The following is a 22,055-nucleotide window of genomic DNA, read 5'->3' as shown; positions in this document are numbered from 1 at the left end:
GGTGTTCACGGGGATGCTTCTGGTGGCGGTGAGGGTGGGAGGCTTCCGGGCAGGTGCCGGTTCGGCCGCGCTGGACTTCGCAGGCATGGACGGCGTGCCAAGTAGAACGAGCCGGGCGTGGACCGGCGCGCAGGAGAGGTGGTCGGCGGCGCAGGCGAGTTCTGCCGGGTGCGGTGACCGGGGCGGTGGACTTCTGCCGACCGCGTGTGCGAGTCGACAGAAGCCGGTGTCCGGCCGACCGCATCGGTCGGCCGGACAGGCGGGCGGGCGGTCAGCTGGTTCCGGGGTCCTTGCGGCCGTGCTCGGCGTTCCATGCGAGGCGGAGCCTCTTCATCAGCTCCGTGAATCGGGTACTGCCGAGCGGCAGGCCGGCTTCCCGGATGCCCTGTTCGACGATCGCGCGGGTGAGTCGGCCGTGGGCGATGGCAGACTGGAGGCCGACCTCCACCAGTTGGTCCATGGATGCCCCCGGCGGGCGGCCGATCGGCTTGCCCTGCGTGGTGGCGGCAGGCTTATCGACGGGGGATTCGTCGGACGGCTCGGCGGGTTCGGCCTGCTCCTCGGCTGTGGCGTCACGAGTGCCGTTCGGCTGGTCATCGACTTCTGCCGACTGGGGACCGGGGAGTGCGCCGCTCCACTCGTCGGGCAGAAGGCCGGCCGCGGACAGCAGTGTCAGCAGTGCGTTGTCGTCGCTGCGGTCCTCCCCCTGCTCCGGCCAGGACTCCGCTTCGTGGTCAGCGGTCACCGCATCGGTGGAGGTCGTGGCATTCGGTGGGTTGTTCTGCTCACCGTGGCGGGCGATGAGGATATAGAGGTGGACGGCGCCGCCGAGGGCGAGCGGGGCGAGGGTGGACAGGACGCCGACGACGGTGTCGCTGAGCCTGAGCTCACCGCTAACGGCGGGCATCTGGTTGAGGCGGACGGCGTGCAGGGCGTTGGCCCAGACGCTGGTGGCGGTCGCTGTGGCGAAGAGAGTCCAGGCGTAGGCGCGGGCGGGCCGGCGGGCGTTGCGCAGGACGAGCAGGGCGCGCACGCCGTACGCGATGAAGCCGTCGATGATGATCGGGAACAGGTAGGTGAGCGGACCACGGACGTGGGCCGCGGCGGCCATCTGCCGCAGGGCGTCGTAGGACAGGACGAAGCCGAGGACGCCGAGCAGGGCGACGGCGAGGCGGTCGAAGAGCGTGGCCCGGACGGACGGCGTGGGGGTAGGGGGGATCGCAACGGTGGTCACGTGTGGTGCTCCAGGGGTGGCCTCGCCGCGCGCGGGCACGGCGATGCGGCGAGGCAACGTTGGGGTGAGGTGTGGGGGGCCGGCGGTCCGGCCAGGCCGTTCAGAAGCTGAACGGCCTCAGGCAGCGGTTCTCCGGCGGCGGTCGGTGCCGGTGAGGATGGCGCGTTCGCACATCTCCGCGAGGCGGGAGGCGGTGCGGTCGCCGAGGGCGGCCTTGATCTCGCCGAGCGGCAGGTTGGTGGTGAAGAGCGTCGGGAGCATGTACTCGTAGCGGTGGTTGACCAGCCGCAGGGTCAGCTCCTCGGTCCACTCGGACGTCTTCGCGGCGCCGATGTCGTCGAGGAACAGCAGCGGGCTGGTCATCAGCTCGCGCAGCTCCCGCTCGGTGTCGGCGCCTTGGCGGGGCCGCTGGGAGGCGTACAGCTCGGTGGCGGTGATCTTCGCCCACCGCAGCCGCACACCGGCCTTCAGGAGGATGCGGATCGCCCCGTACGCCTGGTGGGTCTTGCCCGAGCCGGTGGGTCCGGCGATCAGGAGCGAGGGTCCCTGGGCGATGCCGGGGGTGCCGCCGGGGCCGGGCCGGCAGGCCAGGGTGACCTGCCGGACCCAGGTGGTGACCTCCGGGTGGTCGGCTTCGGCGAGGCGGTAGCGCGGTGGGATGCGTCGGTCGGCGAGCTCCAGCGCGGTGGACAGCTGGTCGGCGTTGGCCAGCGGCCGGTCGGGGTCGATGCCCTTGGCGGCCAGGAGTCGCTCCAGGCGCAGGACGGCGCCGGAGGCCGGCTGCGGCTCGCGACGCTCGTCCGCGCGGCGGGGGATGGGCAGGCTGGTCACAGGTCCCCCTCGTAGTAGGCGCGGGCGTCGGCCGGGTTGGCGAAGGGCTGGTAGGGGGCGCGGGCAGCGCTGTGCCCGGTACGAGTCGTTCCGGCGGGCTGGGCGTTGATCGCCTCGTGGACCATGCTCGGCAGCACGCTCGGGCTCATCGGCTTCGCCGCGTACAGCCGCAGCCCGGCACGGATGTCGTCGTCGCTGGTGCCGCCGTCGAGCATGCCCTTGATGACCTTGCCGAGGTGCCCCCGCACGTTGGCCGGTACCGGCTTCGGGCAGCTGGCGACGTACTCGGCCACCAGGTCGCCCGCGTTCACCGACGGCTCGCCGGTGGGCGCGGCGACCAGGACCGGATCGTCCCGCTCGGGTGCTGCCGACGAGGGTGCCGGGGTGGGCGCGGCGTCGCCGCCCCCTTCAGAGGTAGATCCATGGTCCAAGGTCCATGGTCCAGGCACGACGTTCTCCGGAGTCCTCCGGAGGGCTTCCGGAGAGGCCGTCTGACCTGCACTCTCGCTCGGACCCGCCGCATCGGGCACCGGCCGGGCTGCTGCAGGGGCGGAGACGACGTCGGCCGCGAAGGGCCGCTGGGCGGGGACGGTCTCCGCGAGGGTCGCGAGCGGTTCCGGAAGGCTCCGGAAGTTCTCCGGAGCCGGACGCACGCAGCCCTGGCCCTTCGCCTTGCACTTGCCGCACCAGCCCGCGCTCTCGTGGACGGGGCAGGCGGGCAGGCGCGAGGCGGTGGGGTGGGAGATCTTCTGGTGCTCGTGCCACTTGGCGACGTGCAGGTACTGGCGGCCGTCGCAGCCGGTGTACCGGCAGATCAGGCCGGTCTCGGCGAGCTGGTGCAGCTCGTCCTCGGTGTCGAGCGCGGTGTGCTCGGGCCGCAGCGACCACAGCGCGCCGTTGAGGACGGCCGCGTTGTCGCGCTGGCGTCCCTCGTCGTCGGCCTGGGTGAGCAGGCAGACGAAGGTGCGCTCGGCGGTCAGGGAGACCGAGGCGAGGTCCTCGGAGACGGGGTACTCGGGCTTGATGGTGCGGATGCGCGCCATGGCCTACCGCCCCGCCTTCGGGGCGAACGGGCGCGAGGCAGGTGCGCCGCACAGGGGCGACGCCGTACGCTGGAGCACGCTGGTCCTTCCTCGGTGCGCATGGGCTGCAACCCTGCACCGTGGTCGATCGTCATGGATGGGCGGTTTTGGGACCTTTCAGGCCCTCGGTGTTGGTAGCACCGGGGGCCTTCGGCCTTTTCGGGGCGAGGCGCAGGCCGCCGCCCGCGATGCGGTTCGACTTGACATGCGTTTCGCTATGCATGACTATGGCACCCCGGCGGCCGTTATGCAAGTCGCCTCGGAACTAGATGCGAGGTGAATCGAATGCCTGGTCAGGACAAGGCTGCGGAGGCCCCCTCCGGCGCACTGGTGCGGGAGGAGTCGGAAGGCGGTTCGACCGGTGAAGCCGCTGTCGCCGGCCTGAGCGAGGAGAACGCTGCCGAGCGGGTCCGGCTGGAGCGTGAGCTTCGCGGCTGGAGCACCGGCGAGCTGGCCAAGCGCATGACCGAGGCCGGCTACCCGATCAACCAGTCTTCGGTCTGGCGCATCGAGAGCGGCGAACCCCGCCGGCGGATCAACCTCGACGAGGCGATCGGCTTCGCCAAGGTCTTCGACCTGGCCCTGGAGGACTTCCTCGGCCCCTCGACCTCTCCCGAGGAGAAGATCATGCAGGAACTCGCCGACCACGTGGTCCAGGGCTACCGCCTGGCCGCACAGGGCGCCGAGTTCACAACGAAGGCCCTGGCCGCCGCCGAGAAGTACTGCCAGGACTTCCCCCACAACCGCAAGCGGCTGCGTGGGAAGATCGCGATCGGCCTCTCCTTCGAGTACCGCAGATACGCGCCGACCCCACTGGTCCAGGAGTTCCTCAAAGGCGGCACGATGCCGACCGAGCCGGTCCACACCGACGAGTGACGGTCCTGGCCGTCACCCGGACCACCGCCGACCGCTCAAGATCTTCTTGGAGAACGGCCGGAGCGGCCCTTACCGTGCCCACCGGGCCCGACCAGCCGTTTGGCGCGGCCGGGATCCAGAGCTAACGTCACACCCCACGCGGCCACCAACCGCGCAACGCCCATCCATGACGATCGACCACGGTGCAGGGTTGCAGCCCGCCAGCCACCGAGGAGGGACCTGCATGCCGCCGCAGCAACACACAGTCGCCACCCGCAGCTCCTGCCAAGCCACCACCGCGCGGTTCGTATCGGGCTCCGCCGCGACCGCCCCCAGCGCCTCCCCTAGACCCATCTGACGGGTCTGTCCCCAGCTGCCCGTCTGTACCCGCAGGCCACCTGCGCTGGACGCCGACGCAGCTTCTCCGCCGTGCCGCCGCGACAGATCGCGGCCCGTCCGGCTCTCGTGATCTCGATGCCGACATCCGATCGCCGCCTTCTCGCTCCCAGTCGGGAGCCATCCTCTCGCCAACTGCCCATCCACGACGTCACCATGCGGTAGCCCGGGTTGCAGCCCGTCGACCACCGCAAGAGGAGCCGCATGCCCCAGCTGTCCCTCAGCACTGCCCAGCCGGATACCCGCTCCGCAGCCATCCACCTGAAGGCCCTTCAGGCCCCAGTGGCGGCCACTCGACCTGCACTGACCACTACCGGCATCCTCCGCTCCAGCCGTGTGATCGACGGATCGCTCGCAATGCCCCATGAGCGGAAGTCCTCCGGCAACAAGGGCACCCGCAAGCGGGTTGACCCCTCGGTAGCTCTGGACGTCTGCGTGCCCAACGACACAGTCGTGGGCCGCTTCCACACCGGCCGCCGGACCGACAACCGCCCTGAGTCCCTGCCCAACTGGCGGGTCTCCAGCACCACCCCGGAGACTGCTGCGGCAGTCTCTCAACTTCTCGGCGGCACACAGGCCGACGATTGGGCCCAGGGGGTAGTGACCGGTTCGCCTGCGGTTCGGATCGTCCTCGACGGCGCGGGCTCCGTCGTGACCGAGATGCGCTTGTGGGGACCGAAGGGGCTCGTCCACCACTGCGACGGTGCTCTGTTCCTGTCACCGGCCGAGGTGCGGGGGGCTCCGTGCGGCTGCCCAAGCTCCTCCGAGGAGCGGGCCGCGCTGGCCAAGATGCTCAAGGCTCCGCAGCCCGAGACCACCGTGACCTTCCGCCTGGCAGGGCACTACGGCCTCGGACGGTTCGAGTTCAGTTCGCCCTCCCGGATGCTCGCCGACGAAACACCCGAGATCCGTGCCCAGCTCGCCGGCTTCGTGGGCGAAGCGCTCTGCGAACTCGCGCTCGAACTCGTCACGGTCACGGTAGCCGGTAACGTCGAACTCTCCTTCCGGAAACCGACGTTGAAGGTGATCGGACCGTGGAGCTAAGGCTGGCCTGACAAGTTCCCACCGGGTCGGCCCACCTGGTAATTCGCACCCCGCATCGAGCGCCGTCCGGCAACCTGGGATCACCGACCACAGAACGCCTGGGTGTCGGACGGCGCCTTCCTCGGCCTGGTGGCAATCCGTGGGGGCCACGGCCAGGTGTGGTCGGACGATCTCGCCTACGACGAGGGCCTGAACCCCGAGGCGGACTTCCGGGACTGGTACCTCGGCGGGCTTGCGAGGGTGCCCAGCCGCTGAGGCCGCGCACCCTCGATCGGTCCCATTACTTCCACTCCACACCCGTCACCGACAGCTTCGTCGCTCCGTACGCCTCCGAGGAGAGCACCGTTGCGGGGCCGCCCCCTTGCGGCACTTCCACGACGGCCGGCACGGACCACACTTCTTCGATGCTGGCCCACTTGCGGCCCCGTCCCAGCAGCGCGTCGGTGTCGCCGTTGGGCTCGATCCAGTTGGCCGGCGTCCGGCCCCGGTCCCGGTAGGTGCCCTCCAGTGTGCAGATGACGAGGGAGCCGCCGTCCTTCAGCCGGAACGTCGGCAACGGGTTTGTCAGCGAACGGAACGAGAGGCTGCGCTCAAGCACCTTCTCGTCCCATCCGTTGAAGTAGTCCACCAGGCCGTTGGTGAAGTCGCCTCGTTCGAAGTCAGCGCTCTCCGGCTTCCCGGCCGGCACGGTGAAGCTCAGGTACTGGGCGTAGCGCCCGCACACACCGGTATCCGTTTCTGCTGTCGGCGACAGCTCCACGCCTCCGAACGTTCCACGGGCCAGGGCGGGCATGGCCTTCGGCCGCACCAAGCGCTGGCCCGGTGCCGGAGTCGAGGAAGGGGCGTCGGCCGGAGCCGTCGTCGTCGGAGCCTCGGTCACCACCCAGGTGGCCACGACTGCCTTCCACTCCCCGCCCACCCGGTCGCGCGTGAAGAAGGTCAGGGTGGAACTGCGGTCCGTTTCCCGCCCCTCCGTCTTGTTCAGGACGGCGAAGCTCTGCGGCTCTCCGGAGCCGGTCTGCGGGATCAGGTACACCGGGCGGACCGGACGGATGGGTTCGTCCTTGGTTCCGTTGACCTGGTGCAACTGTGCCGTGGCCCGGTTCTCCTTGAGCAGTTGCCCGTCCTCCACCCGGGCGAGCGCCTCGCTGTCGCCCTTCTCTGTGGCCGCCTGCCTCTCTTTGACGTACCGCTCGAAGACCTGCTGGGCCTGCGCTTCGGTGAACGACGGTGTCGCACTGGTGGTGACGCTCCCTGAGGCGCGGGCGGCGGAAGACGCCAGCGACGTCCCGGACCCGCCTCCGGAAGAACAACCGGCCACGCCAACCGTGAGGAGAGCGGCGGCACCCATTGCGCTCCAGCCCCGCGCCCGCTTCTGTGCGATCACTCCGGTTCCCCCTCTGGTCCATCAACCCGATCTGAGGGATCGTATTGGGTCCGACTGAGGCCCCGGCCCTGACATCGGCTCCCTGGGGAGCGGTGGGGGCGGATCGACCAGCTCTTGTCATACAGGTCCCGGACATCGCTGTCCGGGACCTGCTTCACCTACTGGCAACCGTCACAGCACGTGCTGACTGCCGTCGTCCGCCGTTTCCTGTCGCTTGGCGAAGTCGATCTTCACCCGCTCATGCGCCGGCCCTCGTCCGCCCCGCTCTTTGGACTTGAACACGGTGATCCGGTCCACGAAGAGCTTGATGAACCTCCGGCGCTCGGCGATGTCCGCACCGGCCCACCAGGAACCCGGACCGATCGGGTCGATGGCCGGGTCGGCGGGCAGCCACTCGGCGATGGGGATGACCGGGGTGATGGCCTCCTCCAGCGTCGCTATTCGGGCCTCCGCGGCTTCCAGGAGGGTCAACAGGGCGGTCTCCTCCGCGATGAACCGCCGTCGGCCGATGTCGCCCCGGAAGCCGCCCGCCTTGCGGTCGTCGTAGAGCTCTTCGAGCGCCCGCGCGGCGTCCGCCCTTTCCGCCACCAGCATCGCCCGTTCACGGGCACGTTCGGGCAACTCGTTGGCGACGCCGAAGCGACGGGTGGCCTCGGCGAGGACCGCGAGCGCCTCGTGGTCGTTCTCGACCTCGCGCAGCAGGGCGAAGACGCTCCGGACCACGTGGCCGTCGAGCGCGGGCTGACTGATCGTGCAGTCGCCGGCGTGCTGCCCCGGCAGGACCTTGCGGCGGCGGCACCGGTAGGACCGCTTCATCCCGTTGGGGTCCGCGTGCGAGGTCTTCACGGCCCCGCACTCGCAGAACAGCACGTCCATGGCGGTGAGCAACGCTTGGCCCCGCGACATGCCCTTCCCGCGCCCTCGACCGTCGAGCCACTGTTGAAGCTCGTGCCACTCCTCGGGCGGGATGATGGCGTCGTAGATCTGGAGCGGCTTCATGGTCTCGGGGTCGCGCAGGATGCGGTAGCTCTCAATCTGGGTCGTCGTCCGGCCGTCCTCGTCGACCTTGTACACCGGCACGGCCGCGAACCCGGCTATCCGGGGGTCGCGCAGGATGCGCTTGACGGTCTTCGTGTCCCACGCGCTGTCCTTGGTCTTCTTCCCGTAGGTCGCCCCGCGCGTGGGCACGATGACCTCATTGTTCATGCGGTTGACGATGCCGCCCAGCGATCCGGGGTGCCGTCGCTGCTTCGGGTCGTACGGCTCGTCCTTGTGCTTCTTGATCGTCGCCCACCAGTCCCGGATGACCTCGGGCTCCTGCTTCGTGTGCACCAGGGTCTGGATGACGATGGGCTTGTTGTCCGCCGTGAACCTGGTCTCCGCCTTGAGCTCGAACCCGTACGGGGCCTTGCCGCCGAGGTACCCGCCGAGACCGCGCGCGGTGGCCTTGGCCCCGCTGACGGCCTCGCTCTTGTTCTTGCTCTCGTTGTGGGACTGGTCGAGCCGCATGAACATGTGGATCAGGTCCACCAGGTTGCCCTTGCGGAACTCGCCCTCGGTGACGCTGACGATGGTCACGCCGAGGTTCAGCAGCTCGACCACGATCGGGATCGCGTCGAGCGGGTCCATGCGGGACAGTCGGCTGATGTAGTAGACGATCAGCAGGTTGATCCGGCCCGCCCGGCACGCCTGCAGCAGCTTCTCGAAGTCCGGCCGCTCGGCCCCCGTGAAGGCGGAGATACCGAGGTCCTCGAAGTAGGTGATGGACGCGGCGTTGCGCTTCCTGGCCTCCTCGACGCCCTTCTCGCGCTGAGTGGTGGTGGACGCCTCGCTCGCGTTCTCCCGCGCGTCGGACTGGCGGGAGTAGATGGCCGCATGGACGTCCATACCGGTGATGACGTTTGGTGTGGACACAAACGATGATGTTACTGGTCCTCTAACTGGCATAGGTGAAGGGCACCCCCTGGCACCCGCACCGCGGCTTCGAGACGGTCACCTACATCATCGACGGCACCTTCATCCACCGGGACTCGCACGGCGGCGGCGGCGTCATCACCGACGGCGACACCCAGTGGATGACGGCCGGCTCCGGCCTGCTGCACATCGAGACCCCGCCCGAGTCGCTGGTGATGTCCGGCGGCCTCTTCCACGGCCTCCAGCTCTGGGTCAACCTGCCCGCCTCGGACAAGATGATCACCCCGAAGTACCAGGACATCCGCAGCGGCAGCGTCAAGCTGCTCACCTCCGAGGACGGCGGCGCGCTGATCCGCGTCATCGCCGGCGAGGTCGACGGCCACCAGGGCCCTGGCGCCACCCACACCCCCATCACCATGACCCACGTCTCGCTCACCCCCGGCGCCCAGGTCACCCTGCCGTGGCGCGCCGACTTCAACGCCCTCGCCTACGGACTGGCCGGCAGCGGCTCCGCCGGCCAGAAGCGGCGGCCGTTCCACACCGGCCAGGCCGTCGTCTTCGGCGACGGCGACAGCCTGACCGTCCGCGCCGACGAGAAGCAGGACTCCCGCTCCGCCACCTTCGAGTTCGTCCTGCTCGGCGGCCTCCCCATCCGCGAGCCCGTCGCCTGGTACGGCCCGTTCGTGATGAACAGCCACCGCGAACTCCAGCAGGCCATGGAGGACTTCCAGGCCGGCCGCCTCGGCACCGTCCCGGCCGACGCCAACTGACCGGTCACCGGCACGACGCCCGCGCGAACCCTCTCCGGAGCGGTTCGCGCGGGCGTCTCCCGTTCCGGACCGAACGGGCCCCGGACGGCTTCCGTTCGGTCACGGCTCCGCCGAACACGGACGGAGCGGCGGTACCGGACGCGATGATGTTCACGTCTCGTCCACATCCGCCCATCCGAGGAACGCGCCAGTGAATCCGTACCGGACCCCCTCGCCCCGATCCGGCCGGCGGACGGCAGGAAACCGGTGGGTGCGGATCGCCCTGCTGGTCTTCCTGCCTCCGGTGGCCGCCGTGATGGTGTGGCGGTCGCGCCGGGTGCACCTCGCGGCCAAGGTGCTGCTGACGGTGTGGTGCCTGTTCATGTCGCTGTTCTGGTTCGCGGTCATCGTCGGCCCGGAGAAGAAGGGCCGCGTCCCCGCGCCCGCGGCCACCACCGCCTCGCCCAGCGCCGCACCCAGCCCCGACGACAGCCCCACGCCGGAACCCGCCACCAGTGCGCCCGAGCCGACGCCGACGCCCGCGTCGACCCCCACCCCGACACCGGAGGTCCCGACGCCCGAGGTCCCGGTGCCGACGCCGACCGTGCCGCCCGCCGCGACGCCCGAGGCGCAGGAGCCCACCCCCGAGCCGGAGCGCACCACCGAGCAGGCGTCGGCGTACTACAAGAACTGCACGGAGGCGAAGGCCGCCGGCGCCGCGCCGCTGCACCGCGGGGACCCCGGCTACCGCTCCGCGCTCGACCGGGACGGCGACGGGATCGCCTGCGAGAAGTAGCCGCGGGGAACCCCGCCGGGCGCGGAACGCGTCCGGAGGGGTGGCGCGCGGGGCGTCCGTGCGGGTGCGGGAAGGGTGGCGGGCGTGGCCGGGGACGACTACCTCAGCGGGACGATCCGGGCGTACGACCGGGACTCGGAGCGCTACGAGCGGGCGACCGCCGGGATGCTTCCGGACGCCGAACTCGACGCGTTCGTCCGGCTGTTGCCCGACCCGGCCGGACGGGTGCTGGACGTCGGCTGCGCCTTCGGGCGGGACACCGGGCTGCTCGCCGCCCGCGGGCTGCGGGCGCGGGGCGTCGACCTGTCGCCCGCGTTCGTGGCCCGGGCCGCGGAGCGCCACCCGGAGCTCGACTTCCGGGTCATGGACGCCCGGCGGCTGGCCTTCCCGGACGGGCACTTCGCGGGCGTCTGGTGCCAGGCCACGCTGCTGCACCTCAAGGACCACGACGTCGGCGCGGCGCTGGCCGGGTTCCGCCGCGTGCTGGCCCCCGGCGGGGCGCTGTTCGCCAGCTTCAAGGAGGGCGAGGGCGAGGAGGAGGTCGTCGAGCGCTTCAGCAGCGACGCGTCCCGCTTCTACCGCTACCAGTCCGCGGCCCGCGTCACCGCGCTGCTGGAAGCCGCCGGCTTCCGGGTCGTCGCCGTCGAACGCTCCCACGAGGCCGAGCGCTACGGACCCGGCCACCGCGACCTGACCTGGCTGCACGCCTTCGCCACCGCCCCCGCCCCGGACGGGGGCTGACCGGGCGTCGGGTCAGTCCTGGGCGGGGGGTCGGGCCCGGAGCTGTTCGAGTGCGGCGAGGGCGGCGGCGCCCGCCTCGGCCTTGGTGGGCTCGGGTTCGGCGGCGCGCAGGCGGCGCAGGGCCTCGGTGAGGCGGTCGGCGGCGCCGCGGAGCTGGGCGGCGCGTTCGGCGTGGAGGCCGGTCATCGGGTCCTCGACGACGGTGACCGGGATGCCGCGTTCGCGGGCGGCGGCGAGGACCGCCTCGCCGGCCTCCGGGATCAGGGTGAGCGCGGAGGCCGCGAACAGGCCGCCGGCCAGGTTCTTCGGGCGGCCGAGCAGGTTCTTGGCCACGATCTCGCAGGGCAGCGAGCGCTCCTGCCGCTCGGCGGCGGCGGTCGCCGCCAGCGCGACCGTGAGCAGCGCCTCGGCGGCCCTGGTGACCAGCCACCTGCGGCCCGGGACGGGCGGCAGGAACTCGCGGATCCGGTCCACCTCGCGGTCGACCACCACGTCCGGCAGCAGGTCGACGGTGCTGTGGCAGCGGATCTCCAGCACCTTGTCCCAGGCGGCCGACTCCCCGTCGAAGCCGACCTGCTCCGGCCCGACCGCGACCTGGCCGAGCCCGTCCAGCAGGTGCAGCAGCCGCACCGCCGGGCCCGGGACGCGCGGGAGCCGCCCGACCAGCCCGGCGAGCGAGACCTCCCACTCCTGCGTCGGCGGCGTCCCCGGCTTCGGGTGCGTCTCCAGTGCCCGCCGGGCCCAGTCCGTCCCCGCCCTGGCCCGGGCCGAGGCCAGCGCCGCCCCGGCCCGCCGCCCGGCGTCCTCGCCGACCCGCCTGATCCACATGCCGGTCCCTCCCCGTGGCCCGCCGGTCCGCTGTACCCGCCACGCTACCGGCCGGGGGCGCGCGGGACGGGGGGTCGGCGGCGGAAGGGCACGGGAGGAGGAAGAGGGAGAGGACGGGGAGCCCTGGGCGGGAGGCGCTGCGGAGCGGGCGGCCGGGGCGCGGGCGGCGCGGGTGGCGGCGGGCGGGAAATGGCGGCCCGGGGCGGGGCGGGGGTTCGTAGGGTGGGGGTGACGTTGACCGCAGGACCGGGAGGACGGCATGGCGACGATTCACCGCACCACCTTGGAGCCGGGCAAGTTGGAGCTGCTGGCGAAGTGGCTGCCGGAGCAGGAGTGGTTCCGTCCGGGGGGCGGGGAGCTGGTGCGGGCCGGGGGGTTCCGGCTGGACGATCCGGCGGGGGAGGTGGGGATCGAGCTGATGGTGGTGACGGACGGCCGGGACGCCTACCTGGTGCCGATGGCGTACCGGGGCGCGCCGCTGGAGGGGGCGCCGGCCGGGGCGTTGATCGGGGTCTCGGAGCACGGGGTGCTGGGGACGCGCTGGTTCTACGACGGGGCTCAGGACCCCTCGGTGCGCGAGGAGTTGGCCCGGCTGCTGCGCGGTGAGGCGGTGCCGCAGATGCAGGGCGAGAGCGACGCGGTGGACGGCAGCGTGGCGGTGGCGCCGGTGGCGGGCGAGGTCGTGCCGGTGGTGCGCCGGGTGCTGGAGCCGGCCGGGGAGCCGGTGGCGGGCCAGGTGGTGGCGGGGTACACCGCGCCGGACGGGTCGGCGCTGCGGGCGGTGTTCGTGGCGGACGGCCGGTCCTGACGGGGGTTCAGAGCGCGGCGTAGAGCGCGGCGGCGTCGTCGTGGGCCTTGCTGCGGGGCCAGCGCAGGCAGGCGGCGTCGGAGCGTTCGGCGGCCCGGACCTGGGCGATCAGCTCGGCCGGGCCGTCCTGGGCGAGCAGCCGGAGCGCGTCGGCCCAACTGCCCAGTTCCAGGCGGTCGGTGTAGCGGGCGGCGCCGTCCGAGAGGGCGGCCACGCCGTGCAGGTCGGCGCGGGCGACGGCGCCGGTCTCGGCGTGCGCGGCGGCGTGCGGGGTGGCGGCGGCGATCCACGGGCCGCGGCCGGTGTTGCGGGCGGCCCGGACGGCGACCGCGTACCGCAGGTAGAGCGCGGCGCGTTCGGCGGTGCCCGGGACGGTGGACCAGATCTGCCGGCGCAGCGCCTCGCCGTCGGGGAAGCGCTGGTTGTCGCCGATCACCCGGGGCGGGCCGTCCTTGGGGTGCAGCACCAGCAGGGAGTCGCCGAGCGCCAGGTACTCCAGGGTGTCGCCGCGCAGCCGGGCGGCGACCACCATGGCGGCGGGGGTGGCCGGGTCGGTCAGGTCGCAGGTGCCGTCGTGCAGGGCGGCGGTCTCGGCGATCGCGTCGGCCAGGCAGTCGGCCATCGGGCGGTCGGTCCGGTCGGTGAGCCCGGTCAGCAGGTGGACGCCGAGGCGGCGCACGTACCAGGCGATGCCGTGGGTGCAGCCGGACCGCAGGGTGTCCGGGGCGCTGGAGCCGTCCAGGAGGACCAGGGCCTCCGGGGTGGCGGCCGCGAAGTCCTCGTTGGCCCGGTCGGGGCGGCGCGCGTCGACTGCCAGCTCTACCCGCATGCCCACCAGTCTGCGGCCGGGGCCCGGCCTCGAACAGGGGGACGACCGTGATCGCTCCGCGGAATGATTCGGACATAATGGTACGAAAGTGTGCCAATCAGTCGCAGCGTCCCGGCCTCCGGCCCCGGCAACAGGAGCACCCCATGGTCTGGCAGTTCTTCGTCCTGGTGATCGCCTCGATCGGCTTCCCGGTCCTCACCCTGCTGTTCATGATGGGCGGTCTGGAGTACCGCGAGGACCGCCGGCACGGGCACGGCGCGGCGCGCCAGGGCTGACGGACACCGATATCGGCTGACAGCACCCCCCGTCGGCATGACAGGGTGGGCACTCAGCACACCCGTCTTCCGCCCAGGAGGTCCCCCCATGAGCAGCGACACCGCCCCGGCCGCCGAGCCCTCGCCGGACGCCACCGACGGTGCCGAGGCCGCCGCCCCGGACGACCAGAAGGCCAAGTTCCTGGCCGCGCTCCAGCGCAAGGGCAACGAGAACCGGAACGCCGCCGGCGGTCCCGGCGGCGACTCGAAGATCCACGGCACCCACGGCGCGGCCGGCGGCAAGCGCACCTTCCGCCGCAAGAGCGGCGGCTGAGCGGCCCCCGCCCGGCACCCGGACGGCCGGTCCCGCGCACGGAGCGCGGGGCCGGCCGTCCGGCGTTCCCGACCGGGCCGCGGTCAGGCCGCGGGCGCGGTCGGCGAGACCGGCAGCGGCGCCGGCGCCGGCAGCGGTAGCGGCTCGGCGAGGAAGGCCAGCGCGTTGTCGACCACCGTCGGCTCGGAGAGCACCCGGCGGTGCCCCAGGCCCCGGGTGGTGATCAGGCGCAGCTGCTCCTCGCCGTACGCCGCGCGCAGCAGGTGCGCCTGGCGGAGCGGGACGACCTCGTCGTCCTCGTCGTGCACCACCAGGATCGGCGCGCCGACCCGTTCGGGGCGGTGGGTGGCGTCGAAGCGCCGCCGGACGTCCCCGGCGTCCGGCAGCAGGACGCGTTCGATCCGCCGGGCGAGGTCCGCCTTGAGGCGGTCGTTCAGGCCCAGGCCGGCGGTGAACCCCTCGACCAGGAAGCCGAATTCGGCGACCCCGGCGACGGCGACCAGGCGGCCGACCGGCACGCCCTCGGCCATCGCGAGGAAGGTGCAGCAGACCCCGAAGGAGTGCGCGACGGCGCCCTCGAACGGACCGTGCCGCTCGGCGAGCCGGCCGATCAGCTCGCGGTACTCCAGGATCGTGGTGGCCCGCCCCGCGGAGTCGCCGTGGCCGGGGGCGTCGAAGGCGACCGGGCTCATCCCGAGGTCGAGCAGGCCCCGCACGTACGGCGCGAACCGGGACGCCCGGGACTGCCAGCCGTGCACCAGCAGCACCGGCCGCCGGCCGTCGCCCCAGCGGTAGGCGCGCACCCGCTTGCCGTTCACCGCCAGCTCCTCGGTGGTGGCGCGGTCGTGCAGTTCGCGCTCCGCCGTGCGCACCCGGCTGCGGCGGAGCGGGCGGCGGAAGAGCTCGTAGGCCACTCGGCCCGGCGGGGCGGTGGCGACCAGGGAGGTGGCGTTCAGCGTGGTGCGCAGGAGAGCGGTAGCTGCCATGGGCGAGATGTTAGCACGATCGTTCGTGCAGTTTGATGGGTGAGCAGAAGCCCCGCGCCGGAGCCGGCCGGGGCGGTCGCGGGGCGGGGCTGGGCGGTCGCGGGGCGGGAAGGACGGACCGCCGGTCAGGCCGCGGGAAAGCCGAGCAGGCGGCGGATGGTCCGCGCCGCCCGGTCGTAGCGGGACGGGTCGTCGTGCAGCACCGCGAGGCTGTTCGCGCTCTCCATCAGGGCGGTCAGCAGCAGGGCCAGCTCCGCCGGGTCGGTGCCCGCCGGCAGTTCGCCGGACGCGTCGGCCGCCCGGGCCAGGTCGGCGACCAGGCCCTCCCACTCCAGCGCCGACTCGGCCAGCGCGTCGCGCAGCGGGCCGGGCCGGGCGTCGAACTCGGCCGTCACCGCGTAGAAGAAGCAGCCGCCCGCGAAGACCCGGCCGCGCGAGTAGTCCAGCCAGTGCTCGCACAGCGCCAGCAGCCGGGCCGCTCCCTCCGGGCGCTCCAGCGCCGGGGTGACCACCCGGTCGTAGAAGATCCGCCGGGCCGCCCGGACGGTGGCCAGCTGGAGCTCCTCCTTGGAGCCGAAGCCCGCGAACACGCCGCTCTTGCTCAGCCCCAGGTCCGCCGCCAGCCGCCCGATCGACAGCGCCTCCAGGCCCTCGACCGACGCGATCTGCACCGCCCGGCCGAGCACCGCCCGCCGGGTCTCGTTGCCGCGCTGGACCCGGCCGTCGGTGGAGCGGGCCTCCGGGGAGACCTCGACGGGGACGGTCGCGGCGCGGACGGCCACGGCCGGGACGGTCGCGGCGGGAGCGGCCTTGGTGGAGGGGCTGGCGGCCACGGGAACACCTCCGGCGGGGCGGGTCGGGGACACCCGCCAGCGTACGCCGGGGCGGCCGTCAGCCGGTGTGCTCGTCCGGCAGGTACGGGGTCTCGCGCAGGAAGAGCGCCCCGCAGGTGTGGCAGTTGCGGTCGGGGTCGAGGGTCCAGCGGGTGGCCTCCTCGACGGGGGCGGTGGCGGCGAGCTCCTTGCCGCACAGGGCGATGAGGTCCGCGTTGCGGACGATGTGCCAGCTGACCACGGAGTCCGTGGCACCGTCCGGGCCGGTCTCGGCGCGCATCTGATGCATCATGATCACCATGGTCCGCCGCCCGGACCGCTCCGGCAATTCGTACCCCGGGCGGTACCGCGCCCGGGGCCCTCCCCCGGCGTGCGCGGCTCAGCCCCCGGCCGGGGGCTCCGGCAGCACCTCGCGGACCTCGACCGGCATGTTCATCGGCCTCCCGTCGTGCCCGGGCGCGGCGGAGACCAGGGCCGCGACCTCGACCGCCCGCGCCTCGTCCGCGCAGTCGACGATCCACCAGCCGAACAGGAACTCCTTGCGGTCCGGGAACGGCCCGCCGGTGACGGCGGGCGCCCCGTCGGCGGCCCGCACGATCCGGGCGGTCTCCGGCGCCGCCAGGCCGCGGGCCTCGACCAGTTCGCCGGTGGCGGTCAGGTCGGCCACCGCCCGCCGCATGTACGCGACGTGCGCGGCGACGGCCCCGGCGTCCCAGGTCGGGATCGGCGGGACGGGGGTGTCGTCCTGGCTGAAGTGCAGTTGCAGCATGTACGTCACGGCGGGGCTCCTCGGGGCGCGGCTGGTTCGTCGTCCTCCGTACCAGGGTCGGAGCCGGGACGCCGCTCTCGACGTCCCGGGTCCGCGACGTCCCGGCCGCCGTACCCGCGGGGGCTCAGTCGGTGGCGCGCAGGGCCCGCCAGGCCGCCAGGGTGGCCAGCAGCAGGGCGGTGCCGGAGACGCAGAAGCCGACCCGGGCGCCGACGTGCTGGGCCACGAAGGTGACGGCGAGTCCGGTGAAGGGGAGGGTGCCGGTCATCGCGCTGCCCCACAGCGACATCACCCGGCCGCGCATCCCGGGGGCGGAGCGCAGCTGGGCCAGGGTGTTGGCGGTGGCGATGAACCAGATCGAGGTGAGGCCGACGGCGGCCATGCCGATCACCGCGACGAAGGCGTTGGGCGACAGCGCGGTGCCGAGGACGGCGACGGAGGTGGTCAGCGCCAGGGTGCGCACCCGGCGCGGGGTGGGTTCGGGCGCGGAGGCGGCGAGCAGCGCGCCGGGCAGGCCGCCGATCCCGAACGCGGCCATCAGCAGGCCGTACCCGCCGCCGCCCATCTGCAGGGAGCGGCTGACCAGCGGCGGGAGGGTGAGGTTCATCGCGAAGATCAGGCCGCTGGCGGCGGACATCGGCAGCAGGCCGCGGACGATCGGCGAGCGCCGGGCGTAGGCCAGCCCCTCGCGGGCGCTCGCCCGCGGGCCGCGGACGACCTCCCGGCGCGGGCCGCCGTCGGCGGGGCGGAGCTTGATCAGGGCGATCATCGGGGCGGCGTAGGCGAGGCCGTTGAAGGCGAAGCAGAACGCCGGGCCGTTGGTGGCGAGCAGCGCGCCGGCGATGCTGGGGCCGATCACCCGGGAGGCGTTGAGCGCGACCTCCCAGAGGCCGACCGCGCTGGCCACCGAGCCGGCGCCGACCAGGTCGACCACGAAGACCTGGCGGGCCGGGGAGTCGACGGTCGCGATCAGCCCGGTGCAGGTGGCGAGCGCCAGCAGCACCCACAGGTGGACGCCGCCGACGGCGGTGAGCAGGGCCAGGGTCAGGCCGACGGCCATCATCAGGCCCTGGGTGAGCAGCAGCAGGCGGCGCCGGTCGGAGCGGTCGACCAGGGCGCCGGCCCACGGGCCGAGGACCAGCGTCGGGCCCCAGGTGCAGGCCGTCAGGACGGTCAACCAGACGGCGTTGTGCGTGAGTTCGAAGATCAGCCAGGACAGTGTGACGCCCTGCGCGAGGGTGCCGGACGCGGACGTCAGCTGGCCGTAGAACCAGATGCGGAAGTCCCGCCCCTGGAGGGCCTGACCCATCCGGGACAGCGCGCGACGAGGTGCGGAGAACGGCTCCGCGGCAGTGGTGGTCATGGTCCCTCCGGTGGCCGGTCTAGACCTTAACCGGAGTTCCGGGGCGCTCGGCCAACGGGTTTCGGGCCGTGGGACGGGCCCTGCGTCGGCCGGACGGGGCCGCAGCGGAAGCGGGGCTCGGCGGCGGTGCGCGGCGGCGGGACGGGCCGGACGGGCCCTCAGGAGGCGGTGCGCAGCAGCGGGGCGGTCGGGCGCGGGGTGAGGATCTTGTCGAAGCTCACGGTGGCGCCGCGCAGCGGGTGGGTGCGCAGCTGGACGCGGTCGGCCAGGGCGTGGATCAGGAACAGGCCGCGGCCGCACTCGGCGTCCAGGTCGGGGACGGTGTCGGCGACCGGGGCCGGCAGCGCGGGGCGCAGCGGGGGCAGCACGTGGGTGTCGTAGGGGGCGGGGCGGTCCGCGGCGGGACGGCGGACGGCGAGCACCCGGGCCGGGACGGAGGCCCGGCCGCGGCGGGTGCGGCAGCGCGGGCCGGGCCGGTCGGCGGCGGGGCGGCGCGGCGCGGCCGGGCGCGGGCCGGGGCGCTCGGCGGCCACGGGCGCGGCGGCGGACGCGGCGGGGGCGGCCGGGCAGGCGTTGGCGACCTCGATCCGCAGCAGGTCGCCGCTGAGCGAGGCGGTGACCTGGAAGGTGTCCCCGGGGTGGGCGGGAACGGCGTGCTCGACCGCGTTGGCGCACGCCTCGGTGAGGGCCAGTCCGAGGTCGAAGGCGATCTGCGGGTCGACTCCGGCGGAGTCCATGGCACCGAGCAGGATGCGGCGGGCGAGCGGCACGCTGGCCGGGTCGCGCTTGAGGTGCAGAGTCCACCAGATGTCCACGGGAGATCCCTCCTGGCTGCGGCTCCACATACAACTAGCTATCTCCTCGGCCGTGCGCGGTGAACCGTCCGCACGAGCGAAGCCCGCCCGTTCGGCGGATGGACCGGCCCCGCCGGGTGTGCCGATCAGCGCGTGGCCGGGTGAGTGCGCCGGGCGGTTTCCCGCCATTCGCGACGGGTTGCCGACCCTGCCCCGGTAGCGGGTGTAGGCGGTGAGATGATGGCCCGGCCATGACCGACCCCACCGCCGCCGCCCGCCGGGCCGCCGCCGCGCCCGCTGGACGGGTGCCGACGGCCGCCTGGGACCTGCGGCTGCTGCGGGCGGTGCCGTTCGCGCTGGTGTGCACGCTGGTGGCGGCCTTCGGGCACGTCCGGGCGGGCGGCGCGGTGGCACCCGACACGCTGGTGCTGGGGTTCGCCGCGGTGTGCGCGGTGGCGGCGCTGGCCGGCGGGCGGGAACGCCCGCTGGGGGCGATCGCGGCCGGGCTGGGCACCGGGCAACTGGGCCTGCACCTGCTGTTCCACTCCTTCGGGAGCGGGCTGGGCGGCGGTCGGGCGATGGCGCACGCGCAGATGGCCGGAAACGGCTCCATGGACCCGCTGGCGGTCGCCGCGGGCCGGCTGCTGTGCGACGACACGCCCGGCAACGGGCTGACCGTCGTCCCGCTGGACACCACGCCGGAGCAGGTGGTGAGCGCCGCGGGCCTGGACCCGCAGGCGGTGGTCGCCGCCGCCGCGCCGCACGCGTCCGGCTGGCTGGGGCTGACCCCCGGCATGCTGCTGGGGCACCTGGCGGCGGCGCTGGTCGCGGGCTGGTGGCTGCGGCGCGGCGAGGCCGCGCTGTGGCGGCTGGTGCGGACGGCCGCGCTGACCGCCCGGGAGTGGGCGGCGCCGGTGCGCCGCGCGGTGGCGCTGCTGTCGGCGCTGCTGCTGGGCGCCGAGCGCCCGGCCGCGCCGCGCCGGGCCGGGCGTCCGGAGGACTGGCCGCTGCCGGTGGCGGCGGTGCTGCGGCACAGCCTGCCGCGCCGGGGACCGCCCGCGGTGGCGTTCGCGCGCTGACCGGGCCCGGGGGAACCGGGGCTCGGGCGCGCGCCGCTGCCGCCGTGCCCGCGCCCTGAGCGGGCCGGCCGAGTCTCCCGCACCTCCCCCACCGGGCCGACGCGCACCGCCGCGCGGCCCCTCTCCCTCAGGAGTCCCCTGATGCGTTCGCTTCCCGCCCGTCGTTCCCTCGGCGCGCTCGTGGTGGCGGCCGGCGCCCTGCTGGCGTCCGCCGTGCCCGCCTTCGCCCACGTCACCGTCCAGCCCGGCAGTGTCCAGCAGGGCGGCTACAGCGCCGTGGCGTTCCGGGTGCCGAACGAGAGCGACACCGCCTCCACCGTGAAGGTCGAGGTCAACCTGCCGCTGGACCACCCGATGGCCTCGGTGCGCACCCAGCCGGTCCCGGGCTGGACCGCCGTCCTGGAGAAGTCGAAGCTCGACAAGCCGCTGGACTCGCACGGCCAGCAGATCACCGAGGCCGTCTCGAAGATCACCTGGACCGCCAACGAGGGCACCAAGATCGCGCCCGGGCAGTACCAGGACTTCGCGGTCTCGCTCGGCGCGCTGCCGACCGACGCCGACACGCTGGTCTTCAAGGCGCTCCAGACGTACGACAACGGCGACGTGGTCCGCTGGATCGAGGAGGCCAAGGACGGGCAGCCCGAACCGTCCAAGCCCGCCCCGGCGCTGAAGCTGACCAAGGCCGCGGGCGCCACCGCCGCGGCCGCCGACCAGCACTCGGCGGACTCCACCGGCCAGCAGGAGGCCGCGTCCGGCGCGAAGTCCTCCGACTCGACCGCCCGCACGCTGGGCGTGGTCGGCATCGTGGTCGGCGTGGTCGGCGCGGCGCTCGGCGCGGCCGGGCTGCGCCGCCGTTCCGCGCAGTCCTGACGCCCCGCCGGGGCGGGGCCGCCGCACGTCCGGCGGCCCCGCTCCGGCCCCTCGCCGCACCCGGCGCCGCCGCGCGCCCGCTCCCGCGCACCACCCGCTCCCCGCACGAACAGGAAAGTCCCTTGGTCTCCCTCCGCCGCACCCGCCCCCGGCTCCTGTCCGCCGCCGCCCTCGTCCTGGGCGCCTCGCTCGCGCTGTCCGCCTGCTCCTCGTCCGGAGGAGGCGCGCAGGACACCGGGGCGGCCAAGGTCAGCAGGAAGGCGTCGACCAGCCAGTACCAGGGCACGGTGCTGAGCAAGAACTTCGAGAAGCCGGACCTGGTGCTGGACGACACCTCCGGACAGCCGTACGACCTGCGGGCGCGGACCGCGGGCAGGACGGTGCTGCTGTTCTTCGGGTACACCAGCTGCCCGGACGTCTGCCCGACCACGATGGGCGACATCGGCGTGGCGATGTCGAAGCTGACCCCGGAGCAGCGGGCGAAGCTGGCGGTGGTGTTCGTCTCCACCGACCCGGAGCGGGACACCCCGCAGGTGCTGCGGACCTGGCTGGACTCGATGGGCAAGGACTTCGTCGGGATGACCGGCGACCTGGCGAAGGTGAAGGCCGCGGCCAAGCCGCTGGGCATCCTGGTCGAGGACCCGGTGGTGGACGCCAAGGGCGCGGTGACCTCCACCCACGGCGCGCAGGTGCTGGCGTTCCTGCCCGGCGACGACAGGGCGCACCTGCTGTACATGGCGGGCACCTCGATCGACGTCTACCGGCACGACCTGGAGCTGATGGCGAACGGGGTGGCGGTGTGAGCCGGGCGTTCCGGCGCGGCGCCCTGGTCGGGGCGGGGCTGGCCGCCGCCCTGGCGGTGGGCGCGGTCGCGGTGGCGCACCAGTCCGACGGCCCCGGCGGCGCGCCGCGGCTGACCGTCGCGGACCCGTACATACCGCTGCCCGCCACGCCCGACGGGATGGGCGCGGGCTACCTGACGGTCCGCAACAGCGGCGGCGCGGACACCCTGGTGGGGGTGAGCAGCCCGGCCGCCGGATCGGTGACCATCCACCGCTCGACCGACACCTCGATGGAGCCGGTCGCGGCGATGGACGTGCCGGCCGGCGGCACCCTCGACCTGGCCCGCGGCGGCGCACACCTGATGATCATGGACTGGGCCAGGCGGCCCGCGCTGGGCGACGAGCTGGAACTGGACCTGGAGTTCGCCAAGGCGGGCCGGGTCGTGGTCAAGGTCCCGGTGAAACCGCTGACGTACCGTCCGGGTAGCTGATCGGCG

At 73.6% G+C, this 22,055-nt stretch carries 26 protein-coding genes; 13 read left to right on the top strand and 13 right to left on the bottom strand.

Annotated elements, in window-relative coordinates:
- Positions 1 to 271: 271 nt before the first annotated feature.
- From ACIP60_RS32820 to ACIP60_RS32810, 3 genes are all read right to left on the bottom strand, one after another.
- The gene (locus tag ACIP60_RS32820) at positions 272 to 1,234 is read right to left on the bottom strand and encodes a DUF2637 domain-containing protein (protein ID WP_400691622.1); all 963 of its coding nucleotides are present in this window, start codon (positions 1,232 to 1,234) and stop codon (positions 272 to 274) included.
- 117 nt (positions 1,235 to 1,351) lie between these two features.
- Entirely contained in the window at positions 1,352 to 2,065 is a 714-nt protein-coding gene (locus tag ACIP60_RS32815; protein ID WP_400691619.1) for an ATP-binding protein, read from the bottom strand.
- Positions 2,062 to 3,108, bottom strand: a complete 1,047-nt coding sequence (locus tag ACIP60_RS32810; RefSeq protein ID WP_400691616.1) for a hypothetical protein — start codon at positions 3,106 to 3,108, stop codon at positions 2,062 to 2,064. Before ACIP60_RS32810 ends, ACIP60_RS32815 begins: the two co-directional genes overlap by 4 nt.
- 324 nt (positions 3,109 to 3,432) lie before the next feature.
- Between ACIP60_RS32810 and ACIP60_RS32805 the strand changes: the two genes are divergently transcribed.
- From ACIP60_RS32805 to ACIP60_RS32795, 3 genes are all read left to right on the top strand, one after another.
- Positions 3,433 to 4,023: a helix-turn-helix domain-containing protein gene (locus ACIP60_RS32805; RefSeq protein WP_400691613.1), complete on the top strand. Its 591-nt coding sequence runs from the start codon at positions 3,433 to 3,435 to the stop codon at positions 4,021 to 4,023.
- 579 nt (positions 4,024 to 4,602) lie between these two features.
- On the top strand, positions 4,603 to 5,442 hold the full coding sequence (locus ACIP60_RS32800; protein WP_400691610.1) for a hypothetical protein: 840 nt from the start codon (positions 4,603 to 4,605) through the stop codon (positions 5,440 to 5,442).
- Between the two features lie 129 nt (positions 5,443 to 5,571).
- Positions 5,572 to 5,697 carry a hypothetical protein gene (locus ACIP60_RS32795; RefSeq protein WP_400691607.1) on the top strand — a complete coding sequence of 42 codons (126 nt, stop codon included), beginning with the start codon at positions 5,572 to 5,574 and terminating at the stop codon, positions 5,695 to 5,697.
- A 25-nt stretch (positions 5,698 to 5,722) separates the two neighbouring features.
- Here ACIP60_RS32795 and ACIP60_RS32790 read toward each other — a convergent pair whose 3' ends face one another.
- A complete protein-coding gene (locus ACIP60_RS32790) occupies positions 5,723 to 6,829 on the bottom strand; it encodes a hypothetical protein (protein ID WP_400691604.1) in 1,107 nt (368 codons plus the stop codon).
- Between the two features lie 171 nt (positions 6,830 to 7,000).
- Entirely contained in the window at positions 7,001 to 8,716 is a 1,716-nt protein-coding gene (locus ACIP60_RS32785; RefSeq protein WP_400691601.1) for a recombinase family protein, read from the bottom strand.
- A 62-nt stretch (positions 8,717 to 8,778) separates the two neighbouring features.
- Here ACIP60_RS32785 and ACIP60_RS32780 point away from each other — a divergent pair, with 62 nt between their 5' ends.
- The 3 genes from ACIP60_RS32780 to ACIP60_RS32770 all read left to right on the top strand — a co-directional run bounded on the left by ACIP60_RS32780 (position 8,779) and on the right by ACIP60_RS32770 (position 11,029).
- Positions 8,779 to 9,513 (top strand): pirin family protein, encoded by a 735-nt coding sequence (locus ACIP60_RS32780; RefSeq protein ID WP_400691598.1) that lies wholly within the window; start codon positions 8,779 to 8,781, stop codon positions 9,511 to 9,513.
- Positions 9,514 to 9,763: 250 nt separating this feature from the next.
- Positions 9,764 to 10,288 carry an excalibur calcium-binding domain-containing protein gene (locus ACIP60_RS32775; protein WP_400691596.1) on the top strand — a complete coding sequence of 175 codons (525 nt, stop codon included), beginning with the start codon at positions 9,764 to 9,766 and terminating at the stop codon, positions 10,286 to 10,288.
- An 84-nt stretch (positions 10,289 to 10,372) separates the two neighbouring features.
- Positions 10,373 to 11,029, top strand: coding sequence for a class I SAM-dependent methyltransferase (locus tag ACIP60_RS32770; RefSeq protein WP_400691593.1), 657 nt, complete (start codon positions 10,373 to 10,375; stop codon positions 11,027 to 11,029).
- 12 nt (positions 11,030 to 11,041) lie between these two features.
- Here the strand turns inward: ACIP60_RS32770 and ACIP60_RS32765 are convergent, their stop codons facing one another.
- Positions 11,042 to 11,857, bottom strand: coding sequence for a hypothetical protein (locus ACIP60_RS32765; protein ID WP_400691591.1), 816 nt, complete (start codon positions 11,855 to 11,857; stop codon positions 11,042 to 11,044).
- A 259-nt stretch (positions 11,858 to 12,116) separates the two neighbouring features.
- Between ACIP60_RS32765 and ACIP60_RS32760 the strand changes: the two genes are divergently transcribed.
- Positions 12,117 to 12,665: a 1,4-alpha-glucan branching protein gene (locus ACIP60_RS32760; RefSeq protein WP_400691588.1), complete on the top strand. Its 549-nt coding sequence runs from the start codon at positions 12,117 to 12,119 to the stop codon at positions 12,663 to 12,665.
- Positions 12,666 to 12,672: 7 nt separating this feature from the next.
- Here the strand turns inward: ACIP60_RS32760 and ACIP60_RS32755 are convergent, their stop codons facing one another.
- Complete coding sequence (locus tag ACIP60_RS32755) at positions 12,673 to 13,494, bottom strand: integrase (protein WP_400691585.1); 822 nt, start codon at positions 13,492 to 13,494, stop codon at positions 12,673 to 12,675.
- 143 nt (positions 13,495 to 13,637) lie between these two features.
- On the opposite strand from ACIP60_RS32755, the gene ACIP60_RS32750 reads away from it, so the two are divergent.
- Both ACIP60_RS32750 and ACIP60_RS32745 read left to right on the top strand, forming a co-directional pair.
- A complete protein-coding gene (locus ACIP60_RS32750) occupies positions 13,638 to 13,769 on the top strand; it encodes a hypothetical protein (protein WP_282202074.1) in 132 nt (43 codons plus the stop codon).
- An 88-nt stretch (positions 13,770 to 13,857) separates the two neighbouring features.
- The gene (locus tag ACIP60_RS32745; RefSeq protein WP_400691582.1) at positions 13,858 to 14,082 is read left to right on the top strand and encodes a DUF5302 domain-containing protein; all 225 of its coding nucleotides are present in this window, start codon (positions 13,858 to 13,860) and stop codon (positions 14,080 to 14,082) included.
- An 83-nt stretch (positions 14,083 to 14,165) separates the two neighbouring features.
- On the opposite strand, the gene ACIP60_RS32740 is transcribed toward ACIP60_RS32745, so the two are convergent.
- From ACIP60_RS32740 to ACIP60_RS32715, 6 genes are all read right to left on the bottom strand, one after another.
- Positions 14,166 to 15,068: an alpha/beta fold hydrolase gene (locus tag ACIP60_RS32740; protein WP_400691579.1), complete on the bottom strand. Its 903-nt coding sequence runs from the start codon at positions 15,066 to 15,068 to the stop codon at positions 14,166 to 14,168.
- Between the two features lie 125 nt (positions 15,069 to 15,193).
- The gene (locus ACIP60_RS32735; RefSeq protein ID WP_400691795.1) at positions 15,194 to 15,850 is read right to left on the bottom strand and encodes a TetR/AcrR family transcriptional regulator; all 657 of its coding nucleotides are present in this window, start codon (positions 15,848 to 15,850) and stop codon (positions 15,194 to 15,196) included.
- A 109-nt stretch (positions 15,851 to 15,959) separates the two neighbouring features.
- On the bottom strand, positions 15,960 to 16,193 hold the full coding sequence (locus ACIP60_RS32730) for a hypothetical protein (RefSeq protein WP_159073119.1): 234 nt from the start codon (positions 16,191 to 16,193) through the stop codon (positions 15,960 to 15,962).
- Positions 16,194 to 16,280: 87 nt separating this feature from the next.
- Positions 16,281 to 16,670: a YciI family protein gene (locus ACIP60_RS32725; protein WP_400691792.1), complete on the bottom strand. Its 390-nt coding sequence runs from the start codon at positions 16,668 to 16,670 to the stop codon at positions 16,281 to 16,283.
- A gap of 124 nt (positions 16,671 to 16,794) precedes the next feature.
- On the bottom strand, positions 16,795 to 18,033 hold the full coding sequence (locus ACIP60_RS32720) for an MFS transporter (RefSeq protein WP_400691577.1): 1,239 nt from the start codon (positions 18,031 to 18,033) through the stop codon (positions 16,795 to 16,797).
- Positions 18,034 to 18,191: 158 nt separating this feature from the next.
- Positions 18,192 to 18,848 (bottom strand): ATP-binding protein, encoded by a 657-nt coding sequence (locus ACIP60_RS32715; RefSeq protein ID WP_400691574.1) that lies wholly within the window; start codon positions 18,846 to 18,848, stop codon positions 18,192 to 18,194.
- Between the two features lie 230 nt (positions 18,849 to 19,078).
- On the opposite strand from ACIP60_RS32715, the gene ACIP60_RS32710 reads away from it, so the two are divergent.
- The 4 genes from ACIP60_RS32710 to ACIP60_RS32695 all read left to right on the top strand — a co-directional run bounded on the left by ACIP60_RS32710 (position 19,079) and on the right by ACIP60_RS32695 (position 22,049).
- The gene (locus tag ACIP60_RS32710) at positions 19,079 to 19,906 is read left to right on the top strand and encodes a hypothetical protein (protein WP_400691571.1); all 828 of its coding nucleotides are present in this window, start codon (positions 19,079 to 19,081) and stop codon (positions 19,904 to 19,906) included.
- 141 nt (positions 19,907 to 20,047) lie between these two features.
- On the top strand, positions 20,048 to 20,776 hold the full coding sequence (locus ACIP60_RS32705) for a YcnI family protein (RefSeq protein WP_400691569.1): 729 nt from the start codon (positions 20,048 to 20,050) through the stop codon (positions 20,774 to 20,776).
- 122 nt (positions 20,777 to 20,898) lie between these two features.
- Positions 20,899 to 21,579 carry an SCO family protein gene (locus tag ACIP60_RS32700; protein WP_400691565.1) on the top strand — a complete coding sequence of 227 codons (681 nt, stop codon included), beginning with the start codon at positions 20,899 to 20,901 and terminating at the stop codon, positions 21,577 to 21,579.
- Positions 21,576 to 22,049, top strand: a complete 474-nt coding sequence (locus ACIP60_RS32695) for a copper chaperone PCu(A)C (RefSeq protein WP_100837118.1) — start codon at positions 21,576 to 21,578, stop codon at positions 22,047 to 22,049. Before ACIP60_RS32700 ends, ACIP60_RS32695 begins: the two co-directional genes overlap by 4 nt.
- Positions 22,050 to 22,055: the final 6 nt, after the last annotated feature.

This window comes from Kitasatospora sp. NPDC088783, assembly GCF_044750705.1.
In the GTDB taxonomy this organism is placed as follows: Bacteria; Actinomycetota; Actinomycetes; order Streptomycetales; family Streptomycetaceae; genus Kitasatospora; species Kitasatospora fiedleri.
Note: the sequence above shows the minus strand (reverse complement) of the source record. Positions and strands in the feature narration are given on the sequence as shown.